We start from the raw sequence: 17,155 nt of genomic DNA, 5'->3' as shown, positions 1-17,155 counted from the left end.
CCGCGCGTTCCAGTTCCCGTAGCGCCGGCCCCGGATCGACACCCGCTTCCTCGGCCAGTACCCGCCGCGCCTGCCGGAACCGCTCCAGCGCCTCGGCCTGACGTCCTTCCTGGTACAGCGCGACCATGAGCTGACCCCAGAAGCGTTCCCGCAACGGATGATCGGCGACGAGTTCCTCGAGTTCCCGCACCAGCCCGGGTACCCCGCCCGCGCGCAGGTCGGCGGCGATCCGCGCTTCCAACGCCTCCCAGCGCATCTCCGCGTAGAGATTCCGGGCGGGGTCGAGAGCGGCGTGATCGGGCAGGTCGGCGCAGAACGGGCCCCGCCACAGTGCGAGTGCCCGCCGGTACCCGGCCGCGGCGCCGCCGGTGTCGCGAGCCTGTTCGGCGGCCCTCGCCCGGCCGATCTCGTCCTCCGCCCGGCGGATGTCGGCGTGGACGCCGAGAAGCTGGTATCCGGCGGGCCCGTGCCGCAATGATTCCCCGTGCGTGCCAAGGGTTTGCCGCAGATTGTGCACATGGACCTGGACGGTGGTGCGAGAAGCGGGTTTGCCGGTGTCGGAATAGACCGACTCAGCCAGCTTGCCGGCGCTCACCGGCGCTCCGCCGGATGCGGCCAGTACGGCGAGCACCGCCCGCGGCCTCGGTCCTCCGGGCGTGGCCGTCAGCCCGTCGACGATCAGTTCGACCGGCCCCAGCAACCGCACCTCCACCGCCACATCGGCGATCATCCCAGGTTCGTCCCGCGGGATGAAGCGAACTTGAAGCGCGATGGGCTTGACTGACCGACATGACCACAGTGACCGCGCTCGAAGAAGTGGTGGACCGGCACGGACGCTCCGCGCTGTCCGACCCGATCGTCCTCACCGGCGCGCTGCGCAGCCTGCCCGAGCCACCCCCTGCCGCCGAGATCAGCGCGCTCGCCGCCGCGGCGGGCGCCGGTGCGGCCGAACGGATGCGCACCGTCCTCGAAGAAGGCGGCAGCCCGGCGGAGGCGCTTCAGGCGGCGACAGAGGCATCCGGCGACGACTGGGCGTGCAGGCAACTCGGCACAGCCCTGGGGTACCTGCCGAGGGACACCGACGAGCCCACCACCGCGCTGGACGACGGCGCGACCACGGTGCTGTCCACCGGAAAGCCGGAGCGGGGCAAGCGGATCGCCGTGATCGCCGGCGCGGTCGTCTTGGTGGCGGCCGTCGCCGCGACCGGGGTGGCGCTCGCCCTCGGCAGGGACGGTGAGCCGAAGGCCGACGACGCACCGACGCCACCGTCGGTGTCCTCGACGGAAGGCCTGGGTTCGGCGCCCGCCGCGGAACCTTCCGCGACGCCGACATCGGTACCCGCCCCGACCTCGGCGAACCCGGGCGCGGCCTTCAAGGATCCGGATCTGCTGGCCGCTGCCAAGCCCTACCTCGATCACCCCGACGTTCGCTGCGAGCCCGCGAAATCCATCGTCAGTGTCCGGGAAAGCGTCACCTGCGAACTGGGTTCCGGCGTGATCGCCAGTTTCCGCGTGCTCTTCTTCCCCAAGCAGCTCGACAAACTACGCACGGTGCTGCAGACCGACAACGACGGCGCGCGGCCCGGCTCGATCCGGACACTGCGCTGGGAGTACGTGCAAGGGCAGCCAGGCGTCCGCGCGGGCATCCCGGTGGGCACGCAGCGTCCGGGCAACGGCACGCGGATCCGTTTCCTGGAGCCGGAAAACGGCTACGCCCGGCTCTATTTCGACGAGGACGCCACCGGGGTCGCCGTCTACATGCAGGCGAGCACCGGCGATCAGCAGGTGCTCCGCAAGTTCTGGGCGGATCCGGACGCGTGATGGAAGACGATCCTCGCCTCGCCGAAGTCGTACGCCGTTTCGGACGACACGCGCTCACCGATCCCGTGGCCCTCCGGTCCGCGTTGAAGCACTCCGGGGTCTCCCTCAGTCCGGCCGAAATCGACGCCCTCGTCGCGGCCGCCACCGATCCCGAAACGACCGGGCCACCGCTGAATCCGACGCTCGCGGAGAACCGGCTCACCTGGGATGGCGACCAAAAGCCCCCGACACGGCGGATGCCGTCACGCGCACGCCGTCGATGGCTCATCGGCGGAGCCGTGGTCCTGGTGATCGCGGTCGTGGCCGCCGGGATGGTGTTCTTCTTGCGGAACAAGGAGGAGACCGCCGCGCCGCCACCCGACCGGTACGCGCTCGACCAGGTCGCCGGCCGTTACCGCGCGCTCGGCGCCCGTCTGCTCGACGGCGCCGTCCGCTGCGCGCAACAGCCCGCGAAACCCGGTGAGACCGAACGAGTCGCCTGCGACGCAGGGCTTTACGCGCTCACGTTGGTCACCTACGACGTGCCGGGCAGGCTCACCGAGTCCCGGAAACTCGCGGACACCGCCGGCGCGGTCCGTTCGGCGAGCACTCTCGGTTCGGGCGCGGCGTTCGCGATGCGTGAACTGCCCTCCGGGGAATCGACGATCTACTGGGACGTCGACAGTCCTCGTCCGGTCAGCGCGACGCTGACCGCGCCGAAGACCGGGCTCCCGGCGCTGGCCGGGTTCTACGACGCGCGGCGGTTCGGTGTGCTCGAACGGCCGGAGGTACCGGGGGCCGCCTTCTCGTCCGGCACGCTGTGGGAGTTCGCGCAGTCGCACGTGCTCAACGAGCGATCCCCGAACTGCAAGGCGGTACCCGCCACCACGGGTACGGCCGAGACGGTCAAATGCCCGTTGCCCGACGGCGCGATGCTGGTGTTCAGCACGGCGTCCGACCACGACGCGCTGATCGCCCTCCGCACGGAGAACTCGGCGGAGGGCAGCGTGGTGCCCGGAACCCTCGACGTGCGGACCTGGAACCGCCTCGGCGGCCCGATCGTCGGCCAGTTCATCCGGTTCGTCACCTCGGACGATCGCAGCCCGGCCATCTACTTCGACGACGACAGGAAACTGGTCTACGGCTGGTTCTTCGGCGCACCCGGTTCGTCCCCGGACGCGCTCTTGGAACGCTGGCAGCGCGGCACTCCCCAGTGAATCAGGCGAACCGTAGCGCGGCGAAGAAGTCCTCGACGGCGCGGAGATCGGCGGGATAGGGCGTGCCGACCCGGCCGTCGAGCACCGACACGGTCGCGTGCTCCTCGTCGGTCCAGGCGTACCGGGTGGTCGTGCCGAGCACCGCGCACACGAGCGTGCCCCGGTGTCCGTCCCTCGACCAGGATTGCTTGGCGGGCAGGTCACCGGGGCATTTGCCGACGGTGAGCCCGGCCGGGTCCGTCCCGGCCCCGGTGCGCAGGTAGGCGGTGGCCGCCTCGACGTCGTCGAGCGCGGCGATCCGGAGTTCCCCGGTCTCGCCGCCGGTCCGGCAGACGACCTGTGCCCGCACCCCCTCGTCGGCCACCGCCACCGGCGCGCAGGCGAGTCCGGCGGGCGTGCTGCGGGTGACGCGGTCGGCGGCGGGAACCCCTGGGTTCAGCAGGAAAACCGCCGCGACGGCGATCGCGATCACCAGCGCGATGGCGCCCAGGACACCCGCCACCAAACCGGGACGGCGGTGGCGAGGCGGTCCGGCCGGAACCGCGGCAACGGCGGAACCCGGCACGTCGGCACGGATCTCCCGGATCCGGTCGCGCACCTCACGCACGGTCGGCCGGTTGCGGGGATCCTTGGCCAGCAACGACTTCAGCAGGACGTTGACCGCCCCGGTGCGGGGATCCCCGACCACGAGCTGTGGGATCGGCGCCCGGTCGTGCGCGACGATCACCTCGGGCTGGCTCCCGCGGTAGGGCAGTTCGCCGGTCAGGACCACCCACAGCAGACAGCCCACGGCGTAGACGTCCGAAGCGGCGGTGGCGGACTCGCCGTGCAGGCGTTCGGGCGCCATGTAGCCGACGGTGCCGATGACCCCGCTGGTCTCCGAAGTGCGGTCGATCTCGGCGGACCGCGCGATGCCGAAATCGCACAGGTAGACGAAGTCCTCGTCGTGATGCTCGGCGCGCGGGCGCAGCAACACGTTGGCGGCCTTGACATCCCGGTGCACGACGCCGATCGCGTGGGCGTCGCCGAGTGCGGAGACCACCTGATCCACCACCGCCAGCGCCCGCCCCGGATCCATCGGACCGGTTTCGAGCACCTTCGACAGATCAGGGCCGTCGACCAGCTGCATCGCCAGGTACAGGCAGCCGTCCACCTCGCCGTGGTCGAAGACGGCGACGACGTGCGGCGAATCGAGCCGGGCCAGCGCCGCGGCCTCACGGCCGAATCGCTCGCGGTAGACCGGGTCCTCGGCGTACTGGGGCGGCAGGACCTTCAGTGCCACCGGCCGCCGCATGCGGTGCTGCCACGCGCGATAGACGACGCCCATTCCGCCGCGGCCGATGATCCCGTCGATCCGGAATCCCCCGAATTCTTCGCCGACCTGCGGCGCCATACAGTCCCCCTGTCCAACGGCCGGCAGCTCGCAGCCACTCTAGCCCGCGACGGCGACTCCCCAGGCCGCATCGATCATCTCGAAGATCTCGTCGACCGCGGTCGCCGGCTCGGGCGCCTCCCGGGCCAGCGAATGGGCGCCGACCACGAAGCGCGCGATCGTCCGGCAAGCCGTCGTGGGCCGAGCCAGGCCGAGGTCGTCGGCGATGGCCTTCGCCAGCGACTCCGCGTGGCGCAGCCTCATCACCTCGTCGTATTCCCGCAGCGCGGGCGACGCGTCGATCATCCGCCAGAGCGGGGCGGCGGCGTCCGCCGCGCAATGTCGCACCATGACGTGGATTTCGCGGCGCAGCGCGGGGATGAGCGACTCACCCGGCGCCCGATCGGTGACCGCCCGCGTGAGGTTCTGCTCGAACTCCCCGTCCCGCTCGAACACCAGGGCCTCTTTCGAGGCGAAGTGCGAAAAGAGCGTGGTGACGGCGACGTCGGCCTCGGCGGCGACGTCGCGGATGCCCACTTCGTCGTACCCGCGTTCCAGGAAGAGCCGTCGGGCGGTCTCGGCGATCTTCTCGCGGGTCGCGGCCTTCTTGCGCTCACGGCGTCCGGTCGGCACGGTCATCGCGCAACGCTATCAGATGCAAAACCGTAGCTGTTTCAAAACACTAACCGTTAGTGCTACGGTCGATCCCATGAAGAAAGTGAGCTTCGCCGAGTTCGGCGGCCCGGACGTCCTTCAGCTCCTGGACGCCGAGGAGCCCCACGCGGGCCCCGGTCAGGTACGTGTCGCAGTACGGGCGGCGGGCGTGAACCCCGTCGACTGGAGGATCCGGGAGGGCCAGATCCTGGGAGCCCATCCGACCGAGTTGCCCTCCGGCGTGGGACTGGACGCCGCGGGAGTGGTGGACGAAATCGGCGAGGGCGTCGAAGGGATCGCGATCGGCGACCCGGTGTTCGGCGAAGGTTCGAGCACCTATGCCGAATTCGCCGTGCTGTCGGCCTGGGCCCGGATGCCCGAGGGACTGACGTTCGAGGAAGCCGCCGGATATCCGTCCGTGGTGGAGACCGCGCTGCGCGTCATCCGCGAGGTCGGCGTCCTGCCCGGACAGACGCTGCTGGTCAGCGGCGCGTCCGGCGGAGTCGGCTCGGCGGTGCTGCAGATCGCCCGCGAACGGGGCATCAAGGTGATCGGCACGGCCGGCGCCGCGAACCAGGACTACCTGCGCGATCTGGGTGCCATCGCCACGACGTACGGCGAGGGCTGGACCGAGCGGGTCCGGCGGCTCGGCCAGGTCGACGCGGCTCTCGACCTGGCCGGCTCGGGCGTGATCTGCGAACTCGTCGAGCTGACCGGCGATCCACGGAAGGTGGTCTCGATCGCCGATCTCGACGCGCCGGTCCTCGGCGTCCGCTTCTCCGGCGTGGCCGGGAGCGTGCCGGACGCGCTCGCCGAAGCCGCCGACCTGATCGCACGGGGAAGGCTTCACATCCCGGTCGAAAAGTCGTACGCACTCGCCGACGCCGCCGCGGCGCATCGCGACAGCCACGCCGGCCACACCCGCGGACGCCGGGTCATCGTCCTCTGAGGCGCGTCAGTTCCGGAACGCCGCGACGTTGTCGGCGACCCAGTCCGCGTAACTCCTCGGCGGACGTCCGAGCACTTCGGCCACCCCGTCGGTGACCAGACCCGGCAGGCCCGCCAACCGCCGATACCTGTTCATCAACGCGCCGACGAAAGGCTCGGGGAAGCCCCTCATGACCATGCCTTTCGCGGCGACGTCGGCCGGAACCTCTTCATAGCGCAGGGTTCTGCCGAGCACCGACCCGATCGTCTCGACCATCTCGGCGTGGTCAGCGACCGCAGGCCTTTCCGGCCCAGCTATGCACCAGGGACACGACGTTGCGAAAGCCACTTTCGCAACGTTGAGGGTTGCGAAAGTGGCTTTCGCAACCCTCCTGCGGGACCAGCCGCCAAGAGACCGGCAGGACATCTCCTGGGCAACCCTCCCGCGGGACCCGACCTAAGAGCGGGAACCCGGATACTCCAGGCCCAGCAGCTCGAAAACCCTGATCGCGCTCACGGGTTCGGAGGCACAGGTGAGCCGGCGGTCCGCCGGGACATGGCGTTCGCGCAGGTACACCGTGCAGTCGGGTTCGGCGAATCGCACCCGCCGGGCGGGACCGCTGTCGCGAACGTCCTCGACCAGCCGGAGCGCGTCGATTCCGGTGGCGCCGGTGGCCGCGCGGGCGTGCTGCTGGGCCGCTTGGACGAGCTGGCTGAGCGAGGACCTGCCGCGGAGGAACTCCGTACCGACCGTGCCACGCAGATAGCGATGGACGACGTCGCCCGCCTCGTCCGGTCGGACACCGCCGAAGGTGAAACCGTGCGGCAGCACCACCATCGAGGGAGCGAAACGACAGCCGCCGAGGTGACTGCATTCCCAAGTGGCGTCGGGGAATTCCTCGGCGAGTGCGGCCGCGAGCGAACGGCCGCGGACCGCGCAACACGTGTCGTGCCTGCCATGGACGCAGACGAGCACAAGGGGCCCTGACATCACGTGTCCCGGCGTGTCCGGGACGCGGGAGAGTTCGGCGGCGTCGGTGAATTCTCCGGTGCGGATCCCTTCGTGGCCGGGGCGGGCGTCGATCCGGAACCAGCGGGAGGGCCGGTCCCGTGCCCCGGGGCGGCGGCCGGCCCGGCGCACCAAAGCGATCCGCCCGTCGACCCGTGCCGCCCAGGAGGTCAGCGAAGCGACCGCACCCGGATCGAGACCGGACTCCTTGAGCGCGACCCGCCCCCACGGGCCTGGATGCTCGATCAGCAGCCACCGCTCCGCCGGTGGGGCGGTGCCTTCGCCGGGATCGCCCGCGGCCTCGGCCAGGTCCGCGCACCGGCCGGCCGGTATCGCGGTCATGTGCCCGCGGCCATCAGCACGCCTTCCCGGAGCAGGCGGCGCACCAGCACGAGCTGATCGGGCGTGTCCAGCCCCGGGATCTTCCCCACGCACCAGGTCCTCCCGTCGAGCACCGCCGAGAGGGCCGTCGACGTCGACTCGGGTAGCGAGAGGTGCCGGTCCGGGAGTTCGAGGACGATCCGGCCGTCGTCCGTGTCCCGCGTGCGGAAACGCAGGCCGTCGCGGCGGCGTACCGAGTCTCCGTCGCCGAGGTTCAGCGCGAAGGTGGCCGCGGCGATCGGAGGCAGTGGCTCCGGCAGATTTCCTTTCCACACCTTGTCGCGAACGTGCCGCGCGATGTCTTCGCTCGGCACTGCCCGCAGCGCGGCGATGAGGTCTTCCCTGACGGATTCGAGGTGGCCGCCCAGGTGATCCGGATCGGCGAGGTCGACCCCCAACGGCAGAGACGCGCGCAGCCGTTCGTCGGAGCCGACGAGGGTGGCAAGCGCTTCCACCACGGCGAACCTGGTGACGACGTGGACGCCGACGGTCAGATGCGCGGAAACGTCGCCGAGCGCGGTCGCCGAATGAAGCCAGCCGCGAGGCAGGTACATCACGTCACCGGGTTCCAGGACCTCGTCGATGACCGGTGCGTCGCGAGCCCGGGCGGCGACCGCGTCGGCGTGTTCGCTCCAAGGCTGATCGCGCAGCGGTGCCGGGTGGACGGGCGCGTGGACCTTCCAGTGCTTGCGGCCCGCGAGCTGAAGGACGAAGACGTCGTGCACGTCGTAGTGGGCGGAAAAGCCCTGCGACGACGGCGGCGTGACGTAGGCGTTCGCCTGTGCGGGGTGCCCCAGTTCGTCGGTGAGACGCGTGGTGAAGTCGATGATGCCGGGCCAGGTGCGGTGCAAGGCCTGCAGCACGATGGTGCTGCCTTCGGCGAAGAGAGCGGCGACCCGGTCGTCGCGGACCTGATCCGCGATTTCGGCGCCGACCCCGCCGCCACCGGTGAACGATCGGGAATCGACCACCGCTCCGTCACGCGCCAGCCGCAGGAACGGCGTACGCAAGCCACGACGGGACAGCAGTTCGTCGACGCCGTCGAGATCGAGCAGATCATCGAAGCCGCCACCGGTACGCCGCAGCAACGGTTCTCGGCCCCAATACCGGGTGGAGAACTCCTCGACGCCGGAACCGACCAATCGGGCCAAGACGCCCTTCGGAACGCTGCCGGCCACCGGTGCCAGGAGGCTTTCACCGCCTTTCCCGGAACCGGTGGCCGGTTCACTCGGCTCAGCTCGCGCCACTGTCCGCGCCGCCGTCGGCTCCGCCGTCATGCTGGCAGGCGGTGCCCTCACCGGCACCGGAATCGGCCGGACCTTCGGCACCGCCGTCGGCACCGCCATCGTGCTCACCCGGGGTGCCCTGGCCCGCGCCGGAGTCGGCCGGTCCTTCGTTTTCCTTGTCCGAGGTGGTGGAAATGTCGTCGTCGTTCAGGCTCACGTCGGTTCCCTTTCCGATGATCCGGATGCGTCACCGGGTGACTACCCCCGACCGGGGCCGCGCACACCTGGGATGGCGAACACGAACGCGTCATCGGCGGCGTCGCTTAGAACCGGCCAGGGCGGGGTATTCGCGGCGGACCATCACTCTCGGCAAGGAGAATCATGCCCCCGAAACGTCAGCGCGAGCGGACAGCATCGGCCGAAGGCGAAACGAACGCGACGGTCGGCCGGTCGGGTGAGGGGCAGCGCGGGAACTACCTGACGACGGCTCAGGGGGTCCGGCTGCCGGACACCGACCATTCGTTGAAGGCGGGCCCGCGAGGACCGTCCTTGATGGAGGATTTCCACCTTCGCGAAAAGATCACCCATTTCGACCACGAACGCATTCCGGAGCGGGTGGTCCACGCGCGGGGCGCGGCCGCGCACGGCACTTTCCGCGCCTATGGAAACGCCTCGTCGGTGACCAAGGCCGGTTTTCTGGAGAAGGGCCGGGAGACTCCCGTTTTCGTCCGCTTCTCGACGGTGCTGGGGTCGCGGGGATCCGCGGATACCGTCCGGGACGTCCGCGGATTCGCGGTGAAGTTCTACACCGACGAGGGGAACTTCGATCTGGTCGGCAACAACATGCCGGTCTTCTTCATCCAGGACGGCATCAAGTTCCCCGACGTCATCCACGCGGGCAAGCCGCATCCGGACCGGGAGATCCCGCAGGCGCAGACCGCGCACGACACATTCTGGGACTTCGTCTCCCTGCACACCGAGGCGACGCATCACGTCATGTGGGCCATGTCCGATCGCGGAATCCCGCGCTCCTATCGGACCATGGAGGGCTTCGGGGTGCACACCTTCCGGTTGGTCGACGCCCAGGGCGAGACCAGCCTGGTGAAGTTCCATTGGAAACCGGTGGCCGGGGTGCACTCCCTGGTCTGGGAGGAGGCCCAGATCGCCGCGGGTGCCGATCCCGACTTCCACCGCCGGGACATGGCGGACGGCATCGACGCCGGGGCCCCGTTGGAATACGAGCTGGGCCTGCAGATCATGCCGGACTCCGACGACGAGATGTTCGAGGGCATCGACCTGCTCGATCCGACCAAACTCGTCCCGGAGGAACTCGCCGAGGTCCAGCTGGTCGGCAGGCTCACCCTGGACCGGAACCCGACCAACTACTTCGCCGAAACCGAACAGGTCGCCTTCCACACCGGCAATCTGGTGCCGGGTATCGAGGTGACCGACGACCCGCTGATGCAGGCGAGGCTGTTCTCCTATCTGGACACTCAGCTCACCCGGCTCGGCGGCCCCAACTTCACGCAGCTCCCGATCAACTGCCCGCACGTGGCGGTGAACGACAACCTGCGCGACGGGATGCACCAGACCCTCATCCACCATGGGCAGGCCCCGTATCTGCCCAACAGTGTCGACGACGCCCTGCCGGCACCGGCCACGGAAGCCGAGGGCGCCTACGTCCACCGGCCCATCGAGGTCGCGGGGCCCAAGATCAGGGCCAACCCCGTGTCGTTCGACGATCACTTCTCGCAGGCCACGCTGTTCTGGAAGAGCCTGTCCGGGATCGAAAAGGTCCATGTGATCGAAGCGTTCACGTTCGAACTCGGAAAGTGCTTCTCGGAGACGATCCAGGCACGGGTCCTCGAGTCGCTCGCCCGGGTCGACGCCGAGCTGTGCGCGGCGGTCGCGGGCGGTCTCGGGTTGCCCGCCCCGGAAGGTTCTCCCGCCGAAGACGTCACCCCGTCCGCCGCGCTGTCGCAGATCCCCTCGGGGCCGGGTCCGATCGCGGGCCGCGTCATCGGCGTCGTGGCGACTCACGGCGCCGATCTCGGCGGGATCGGCAAACTCCGCCGGACCGTGGAGGCCCAGGGCGCGGTCCTGCGGGTTCTCGCGCCGGTCGGCGGAACGCTGAAACGGGGACGCGGGCAGCAGCCGGTGGAGAGGACCTTCCTCACCGCCCGGTCCATCGAGTTCGACGCGGTGGTGGTCGCCGGCGGTACGGCCGGCCTGCACGACATCAAGCTGACCGTGCTGTTGCAGGAGATGTTCCGTCACTGCAAGGCCATCGGTGCCTGGGGCGACGGACTCCAAGTACTCGCCGACGCCGGGATCGACGTCGACGCGCCGGGAATCGTGCTCGCCGACGAGGTCGCCAAACCGTTCTCCTCGGAGCTGGTGAAGGCAGTGGGCCTGCACCGCGCGTGGGAGCGGGCCGAACGAGTGATGAACGACTGAGGAATCGCGCCTTGATGAAGACCTTGCTCGAACCGACCGCACCGGAGCCCTTGTCGGGTCCGCGATCCGTCGAGACCGTCACCGCCACCCTGCGGTTGCTCATGGCGAACGGCGTTCTCGATCTGCCGCGGCCCGGTCAGGGCGACACGTGGGGCCGCTGGACGACGCTCGCCGGACTCGGCCGCCGCGACCTGGTGCTCGGACGGCTCGCCGAAGGCCACGCCGACGCCCTCGCGATCTTGGCCGAAGCCGGCCGTGAGCCCGTGCCGGAAGCGCTGTACGGCGTCTGGGCGGCCCGCTCGGGCGGTACCGGCGCGGCGGTCGTCGGCGGTGCTCTCACCGGGACCGTCCGCTTCTGCTCCGGGGCGCAGGTCCTCGACCGTGCCTTGGTGGTGGCTGATTTCGAGGACGGGCCGCCGATCCTGCTGGAGGTCGGCCTGGACGAGCCGGGCGTGCGGGCGCTGCCGGAAACGTGGCAGGCGATCGGGATGGACGCCTCCGACAGCGGCGACATCCGGTTCGACGGGGTCCCGGTGACCGCGGCCCATATCGTCGGCGAGCCGGGCTGGTACGTGTCCCGGCCGGGGTTCGCGCTCGGTGGCGCGGGCGTCGCCGCGGTGTGGCTCGGTGGCTGCGCGGCCGTCATGGACTCGGTGACGGCGTACCTGCTCGCTCGCGGCGCGGCGGACGACCACCAGCACGCCCATCTCGGTGCGTTGCACACCGCGATCCATCAGGCCGACGCGCTGCTCGTGCGGACGGCGGAGGTCGTCGACACCGAACCCGAAGAGGATCTGCCACTGCTGACCGGATTCTGCCGCGCCGCCGTCGAGCACGCGGCCCGGCAGGTCCTGGACGTCGCGCCGGAGATCACCGGGCCGACCGCGCTCTGCCGCGAGCGACGGTTACCCCAGCAGCTGGCCGATCTGATGGTCTACGTCCGGCAGCATCACGGTGCCCGCGACCTCGCGGCGCTGGGCGTCGAACTGCTGAAGGACGGGCGGCGGTGACCACGGGCCCCTTCCACGCCGAAGACGGCTGGCACGACTTGGCTCCGCTCCCCCTGTTCCCGGCCGAGGATGTGCGCCGTGTCTGCGTCGTCGCCGCGCATCCGGACGACGAGACGCTGGGTGTTTCCGGGCTCATCCAGCGGCTGCACGCCCGTGGCGCCGAGATCCGGCTGGTCGTCGCCACGGACGGGGAGGCCGCGTTCCCCGATTCTTCGGCCGCCCAGCGCCGGGAGCTCGGCGCGCGCCGACGTGGGGAACTCCTGGAAGCACTGCGATGCCAGGGAATGGACGATGTGGAACCGGTCTGGGCAGGCCTTCCCGACTCGGCGCTGGTCGACCACGAGAGCGCACTGACCGACGTCGTCCGCGCCGTCGCCGCGGACAGCGAACTCTGTCTGGCCCCCTGGCCGGAAGATCCCCATCCGGACCACCAGGTGGCTGGCCGGGCCGCGTTCCGCGCCGCGCCACTGGGCGCGCACCGGTGGGCCTATCCGATCTGGCTGTGGCACAGGGTGGCACCGGACGATCCGGCGATCCCTTGGTCGCGGGCCGCCGAAGTCCGGCTGGACGAGGCGAGCGCGGCGGTCAAGGCGAAAGCCGTCCAGGTCTTCCGTTCGCAGCTGGAACCCGGCCCGAGCGGCGAGGAGCCGATCCTGACACCGGAAGTACTGGAACACTTCGCACGCGACAGGGAGATCCTCTTCCATCAGCCGAGGACGACGTCGACGCCGGTGAGCAGATTCGAGACGCTCTACCGCGAACCCGATCCCTGGACGATGGACAGCTGGTACGAACGTCGCAAAAGGATGGTCGCCCTTGCCGCGCTGCCACGCGAACGATACGACTTCGCCGTCGAACCCGCTTGCGGCACGGGCGCGCTGACCCTGGAGCTCGCCCGCCGATGCGACCGGGTCCACGCGTTCGACCCGGTACCGGCCGCCCTGTCGGTCGCGCGGGAACGCCTGCGCTCTCTGTCCACTGTGGAGTTGTCCGTGGGTTCGCTCCCGGGCGATGTCCGGGGCCCGGCGGATCTGGTGGTGCTCAGCGAAATCCTCTACTACCTGAGCGAGGCAGACCTGACGGCGACGCTGGACCGCACCGTGGCGTCGCTGGGACCGGACGGCCAGGTACTGGCCGTGCACTGGCGCCCGCAGGCTCCGGACGCTCCCCATCACGGCTTGGAGGTCCACGAAAGACTTCGGGCGCATCCGGGTCTGCGGAGCCTGGTGACGCACAGCGAGGACGACTTTCTCGTCGACGTCCTGGAACGCCGTTGATCACGTCCGTTGGCGTGCTGATCCCGGCGCGCGACGAGGAATCCAGCCTGCCGGCCTGCCTCCGCGCGCTGGCCGCCGCTCTGCGCGAACTCCCTCCGGAGCTGGAACGACGTGTCTGCGTGGTGGCCGACCGCTGCCGTGACGACACCGCCGAGGCGGCCAGGGGCGCGGGCGCCGAAGTCCTCGTCAACACCCGCGATCTGACGATCGGAGCGATCCGGGCGTTGGGCGCACGGCACCTGCTTCATGGCCTGGACCATCACGCGTCGGCGCGGACCCTGCTGCTGAGTACGGACGCGGACACCGTCGTGGACCGCGATTGGGCGGCCCGGCATGTCCGGAGGGCGGACGCGGGCTGGGACGCCGTGGCCGGGACGGCGGAACTCGGCTCCCCGTTGACGGCGGCCGCGCAGCCGCGCTACGAGGCCCTGCTGGCGGACGTGCGGAGCCCCGCGGGCCACGGGAACGTCTACGGAGCCAACCTCTCGATCAGGGCGAGCGCCTACCGTGCTGTCGGCGGCTTCCTCCCGATGCGGACCGCCGAAGACCACGACCTCTGGCGCCGCCTCGCCCACGCCGGATTCCGGCTGGCCTACGCCGACGAGGCGAAAGTGATGACGAGCGCCCGGCTGGACGGCCGGGCACCCGACGGTCTTTCGACACTGCTGCGCACACTCGTCGATGTTCCCTGAAATCCCCGGCGAACAGCACAGTGGCCGGCGAACAGGCCGGACTTCACTCCGCCCCGCGGTCGTCGCGCGTCTTCTTGGTGAGCGACCTGCTGACGAAGACCAGCCCGCTGGTCAGGACCACGATGTCGTCGAAGTACACCGGGTCGGGCAACAGGTCGAACGGGAACACCGTGTAGGCGAGGGAAATCCAGTAGGCGGCCTTGGTCGGCACCGGCGTGTCCGGCTGATGGACCTGACGGTGTTTCCGCACCAGCTTGACCACGAGGAACAGCGCGACCAGAACCAAGACGACGATGACCACCACGGCCACGACGCCCAGTGTCGTCCACAGAGATTCCACGTGATCCCCTCTCATCACCACGACGATCGTAGATCCAAGGCCTCCAGTTTCCGAAGGTGCGGGTCCCGGCCTCCGCGTCGTTCGCGCTGATCATCCGGGAGATCCTCGCGCTCACGGCCTCCCTTCTCGGGAGGGCGGAATCACGTCGGACGCGGTACGCGGCCGGTCGACGCCACCAAGGCCGCGCAGCGTGACAGCGAGATGTGCCGACGACGCGCCATCTCCCTCAGTTCCCCGCCGGCCCGCTCACGGCTGACACCCCGAGCGACCAGAACGGCCACCGCCCGCTCGACATCACCAACGGGCACGACTGCTTTCCTGCGAAACAACACGGCTTTTCCTCCGACGGCACTTCACGACGACTGAAGAGCTGTTACCCACGAACGGCCGCCCCAAACCCTGGGATGCGGCGCACCGGTTCCGACGGAGCATCCGAAACTTCCCAGTATGGAAGGGAAAACGGGGCGGCGGTGTTTGACGTGGCTCCGGGGTGGGCACTCCGGGCACCAGTCCCCATCGCGGCGGCGGATTCCGACCGCACCAGGAAAGTGAGTCACCATGATCGTGCTCGGAGTCATCATTCTCGTGATCGGCCTGATCGTCGGCATTCCCGTGCTGACCACGATCGGCGCCGTACTCGCCGTCGTGGGCGTGGTTCTCGCGATCCTCGGTGGCACGGGACGCAAGGTCGGCGGCCGCGCCCACTGGTTCTGAGCCTCTCCTCGTTCTTACCCCCCGCACACCCGCTACTCCACCGCCCAACGAGGACGACGATGCCTGAGCCGACGACGCCGGAACCTGTCCCAGCCGAACTCCGGGCCTTGGCCGCCGACGCCGACGCCCTCGCGGAGCGGACCGCGGAGATGGCCGCCCGCCTGCAGGCCGCGGACGACGACCACGTGCAACGCCTCGCCCAGCCGATGAGCAAAGCCACCGACGATCTGGCCGGCTACACCGGCGAGATCGCCCGGACCGCCGAGTACCTGACCCGCGTCCGGGTGTCCCGCGATCCTCATCTCTGCGACGTCCCCTGGGGTATCTGTCCCGTCCACGGCGTCACCTTGCACTCGCTCGGAGACCGGGCCCGGTGCACCGCCCCAGGTTGCGGCAACACCTGGAACTACGACCGGCTGCACACCCCCTGCGCGGAACCGGCCGCGGCGATCGCCACCGATCGTGACGGCGTGACCGGCTCGCTCTGCTCGGCCCACGCGTCGGACGCCGCGCGGCGGCTGGACGGATGCAGCATCGAGTACCTCGATCACCGGGCGGCGAACAGCTGACCATCGGTAGCGGCAGATCATCGAGCACAAGATGTCCGGAACACGGGGCGACTCCACCTGCGCCGTCGAGGTCGCCTGAACCCGGCTGGAACCGGATCGAGCCCGCGTACCTGCCCGATACACCAGGTCAAGACGTAGCATGGGGACCAGGCAGCAGGCGTGACACTGTCGATCGCGCCGCTCGTGGCAAGATCCTGCCGCTGCTCGCGGCAGTCGATCGCCCACGCTGTCGTCCCTTCTCGGTTCTCCTCGTACGCCACAGCCGGTTCTGGCCGGTCCGCCTCACTCCACAGGAGACCCTCCATCACTGTTCCAGTCGTTCTGCCGCACGCCGTCGGCGTTCCTCGTTCTCTCACCGATGTATACGGTCCCGGCATCGCCGTCTGCGCGCGCCCCGAACCGGCCGCCACCGGACCGGTGAACAGGCACCGCCACAGCCGCGACGTGGTCTCCGCGCGACCGATCACCGTCGCGGCGGACACCCCTGTGATCTGCAGCGCCGGTGGCACGGACCCGGATCTGCTGGCACACCTGCGTGACAGCGGCCTGCCGGTCGGCACGGACCTGCGCGAGTTCCGAAACGAAAGGGAATTCACCGCGCGCGTGACCGAAGCGATATCCGACGGTCTGCTGATGTCGATGGAATACCCGCAGTCGACCACGCTGTGCCCGGACGAACGCGCGCTCAAGAGCGCGCAACTCGTCGGCTACCTGAACAACAAAGCCAGCATCACCACCTTGGTCGATCCACGTTTCCAAGCGCACCGCAGCGTCGTGACCCGCGGTCAACTCGCGGAGGCGGCGCCGTCGGAGAAGTCGTGGGTGCTCAAGGCCGCGACCAACGACGCGCACGGCGGCAGCCTCGATGTCTATCTGCACCGGGCTCACGAGCCGATCACGCTGCCGGCGTTCACCGATGTGCTCGACGAGTTCGTCGTCGAGGAGTATCTGCGGATCCTGCGCAACTGGGGCCTGCAGTTCTACGTGGGAGTGGACGGGCGGGCCCGTCTGCTGGCTGTGACCGAACAACGCATCGACGCGATCGGCGTCTATGCCGGTGGCAGATTCGGTGCCGTCACCACTCCTCCCGCCGAACTGCTCGCCGAATGCCTGGCGATCACCCAGCGCGCGGCCGATGTCGGCTACCGCGGCCTGTGCAGCCTCGACTGCGCCCAAACCCAGGACGGCCAACAGGTCGTGCTCGACCTGAACTTCCGGATCACCAGTGGCTCGATCCCCTTACTGGCGATGCAGTCCGTCCACCCCGACGCCCTCGACCGCCCCGCCGAATCCGTGAAACTGACCGTCGCCGGCGCACTCACCGACCTGCTCGCCGAGATACGCCCGGCATTGGCCGCCGGTGGTCTGCTCATCGTGGCCGGTCATGACACCGGCCACACGGACAATCCGATCAGGCGAAGCACCTTGCAATTACTGGTTTTCGGGGACGACCCCGACGAGGTGGCCGCCCGGCGCCGTACGCTGGAAGGGAAAGCCGGCCGATAAGGCC

General features: G+C 69.8%; 19 protein-coding genes. 10 read left to right on the top strand and 9 right to left on the bottom strand.

Annotated elements, in window-relative coordinates; translation table 11 throughout:
* Positions 1 to 730: AfsR/SARP family transcriptional regulator (locus tag H5J31_RS32800; protein WP_181776545.1), on the bottom strand; the 730-nt coding region annotated here is incomplete at its 3' end.
* Between the two features lie 59 nt (positions 731 to 789).
* On the opposite strand from H5J31_RS32800, the gene H5J31_RS32795 reads away from it, so the two are divergent.
* A complete protein-coding gene (locus tag H5J31_RS32795) occupies positions 790 to 1,821 on the top strand; it encodes a hypothetical protein (RefSeq protein WP_181776544.1) in 1,032 nt (343 codons plus the stop codon).
* The gene (locus tag H5J31_RS32790; protein WP_181776543.1) at positions 1,821 to 3,017 is read left to right on the top strand and encodes a hypothetical protein; all 1,197 of its coding nucleotides are present in this window, start codon (positions 1,821 to 1,823) and stop codon (positions 3,015 to 3,017) included. Before H5J31_RS32795 ends, H5J31_RS32790 begins: the two co-directional genes overlap by 1 nt.
* A gap of 1 nt (position 3,018) precedes the next feature.
* On the opposite strand, the gene H5J31_RS32785 is transcribed toward H5J31_RS32790, so the two are convergent.
* Positions 3,019 to 4,410 (bottom strand): serine/threonine-protein kinase, encoded by a 1,392-nt coding sequence (locus H5J31_RS32785; protein ID WP_181776542.1) that lies wholly within the window; start codon positions 4,408 to 4,410, stop codon positions 3,019 to 3,021.
* Between the two features lie 39 nt (positions 4,411 to 4,449).
* On the bottom strand, positions 4,450 to 5,028 hold the full coding sequence (locus H5J31_RS32780) for a TetR/AcrR family transcriptional regulator (RefSeq protein ID WP_181776541.1): 579 nt from the start codon (positions 5,026 to 5,028) through the stop codon (positions 4,450 to 4,452).
* 70 nt (positions 5,029 to 5,098) lie between these two features.
* On the opposite strand from H5J31_RS32780, the gene H5J31_RS32775 reads away from it, so the two are divergent.
* Positions 5,099 to 5,992, top strand: a complete 894-nt coding sequence (locus H5J31_RS32775) for an NADP-dependent oxidoreductase (protein WP_181776540.1) — start codon at positions 5,099 to 5,101, stop codon at positions 5,990 to 5,992.
* A gap of 6 nt (positions 5,993 to 5,998) precedes the next feature.
* On the opposite strand, the gene H5J31_RS32770 is transcribed toward H5J31_RS32775, so the two are convergent.
* The 4 genes from H5J31_RS32770 to H5J31_RS32755 all read right to left on the bottom strand — a co-directional run bounded on the left by H5J31_RS32770 (position 5,999) and on the right by H5J31_RS32755 (position 8,803).
* Complete coding sequence (locus H5J31_RS32770) at positions 5,999 to 6,247, bottom strand: Rossmann-fold NAD(P)-binding domain-containing protein (protein ID WP_207899162.1); 249 nt, start codon at positions 6,245 to 6,247, stop codon at positions 5,999 to 6,001.
* A 180-nt stretch (positions 6,248 to 6,427) separates the two neighbouring features.
* A complete protein-coding gene (locus tag H5J31_RS32765; RefSeq protein ID WP_181776538.1) occupies positions 6,428 to 7,321 on the bottom strand; it encodes a sucrase ferredoxin in 894 nt (297 codons plus the stop codon).
* Positions 7,318 to 8,538, bottom strand: coding sequence for a cupin domain-containing protein (locus H5J31_RS32760; RefSeq protein ID WP_328701677.1), 1,221 nt, complete (start codon positions 8,536 to 8,538; stop codon positions 7,318 to 7,320). The genes H5J31_RS32765 and H5J31_RS32760 overlap by 4 nt, the downstream gene beginning before the upstream one ends.
* 55 nt (positions 8,539 to 8,593) lie before the next feature.
* Complete coding sequence (locus tag H5J31_RS32755; protein WP_181776537.1) at positions 8,594 to 8,803, bottom strand: hypothetical protein; 210 nt, start codon at positions 8,801 to 8,803, stop codon at positions 8,594 to 8,596.
* A 164-nt stretch (positions 8,804 to 8,967) separates the two neighbouring features.
* On the opposite strand from H5J31_RS32755, the gene H5J31_RS32750 reads away from it, so the two are divergent.
* From H5J31_RS32750 to H5J31_RS32735, 4 genes are read left to right on the top strand one after another with little or no spacing between them, the layout of a single operon-like run.
* Entirely contained in the window at positions 8,968 to 11,043 is a 2,076-nt protein-coding gene (locus H5J31_RS32750; RefSeq protein ID WP_181776536.1) for a catalase, read from the top strand.
* A gap of 14 nt (positions 11,044 to 11,057) precedes the next feature.
* A complete protein-coding gene (locus H5J31_RS32745; protein WP_181776535.1) occupies positions 11,058 to 12,053 on the top strand; it encodes an acyl-CoA dehydrogenase family protein in 996 nt (331 codons plus the stop codon).
* A complete protein-coding gene (locus tag H5J31_RS32740) occupies positions 12,050 to 13,330 on the top strand; it encodes a bifunctional PIG-L family deacetylase/class I SAM-dependent methyltransferase (protein WP_328701676.1) in 1,281 nt (426 codons plus the stop codon). The genes H5J31_RS32745 and H5J31_RS32740 overlap by 4 nt, the downstream gene beginning before the upstream one ends.
* Positions 13,327 to 14,022: a glycosyltransferase gene (locus H5J31_RS32735; RefSeq protein ID WP_181776534.1), complete on the top strand. Its 696-nt coding sequence runs from the start codon at positions 13,327 to 13,329 to the stop codon at positions 14,020 to 14,022. Before H5J31_RS32740 ends, H5J31_RS32735 begins: the two co-directional genes overlap by 4 nt.
* 43 nt (positions 14,023 to 14,065) lie before the next feature.
* Here H5J31_RS32735 and H5J31_RS32730 read toward each other — a convergent pair whose 3' ends face one another.
* Together H5J31_RS32730 and H5J31_RS32725 are read right to left on the bottom strand one after the other, a co-directional pair.
* Positions 14,066 to 14,362: a YkvA family protein gene (locus H5J31_RS32730; protein ID WP_181776533.1), complete on the bottom strand. Its 297-nt coding sequence runs from the start codon at positions 14,360 to 14,362 to the stop codon at positions 14,066 to 14,068.
* 140 nt (positions 14,363 to 14,502) lie between these two features.
* Positions 14,503 to 14,670: a hypothetical protein gene (locus tag H5J31_RS32725; RefSeq protein WP_181776532.1), complete on the bottom strand. Its 168-nt coding sequence runs from the start codon at positions 14,668 to 14,670 to the stop codon at positions 14,503 to 14,505.
* Between the two features lie 250 nt (positions 14,671 to 14,920).
* On the opposite strand from H5J31_RS32725, the gene H5J31_RS32720 reads away from it, so the two are divergent.
* From H5J31_RS32720 to H5J31_RS32710, 3 genes are all read left to right on the top strand, one after another.
* Entirely contained in the window at positions 14,921 to 15,076 is a 156-nt protein-coding gene (locus H5J31_RS32720; RefSeq protein ID WP_101607226.1) for a hypothetical protein, read from the top strand.
* Positions 15,077 to 15,135: 59 nt separating this feature from the next.
* Entirely contained in the window at positions 15,136 to 15,645 is a 510-nt protein-coding gene (locus H5J31_RS32715) for a hypothetical protein (protein ID WP_181776531.1), read from the top strand.
* Positions 15,646 to 16,089: 444 nt separating this feature from the next.
* Positions 16,090 to 17,151, top strand: coding sequence for a hypothetical protein (locus H5J31_RS32710; protein WP_207899160.1), 1,062 nt, complete (start codon positions 16,090 to 16,092; stop codon positions 17,149 to 17,151).
* The last annotated feature ends 4 nt before the right edge of the window (positions 17,152 to 17,155 follow it).

The organism is Amycolatopsis pittospori, assembly GCF_013870525.1.
Classification (GTDB): Bacteria; Actinomycetota; Actinomycetes; order Mycobacteriales; family Pseudonocardiaceae; genus Amycolatopsis; species Amycolatopsis pittospori.
The sequence above is the reverse complement of the archived record's forward strand: the minus strand, read 5'-3'. Positions and strand labels throughout refer to the sequence as shown.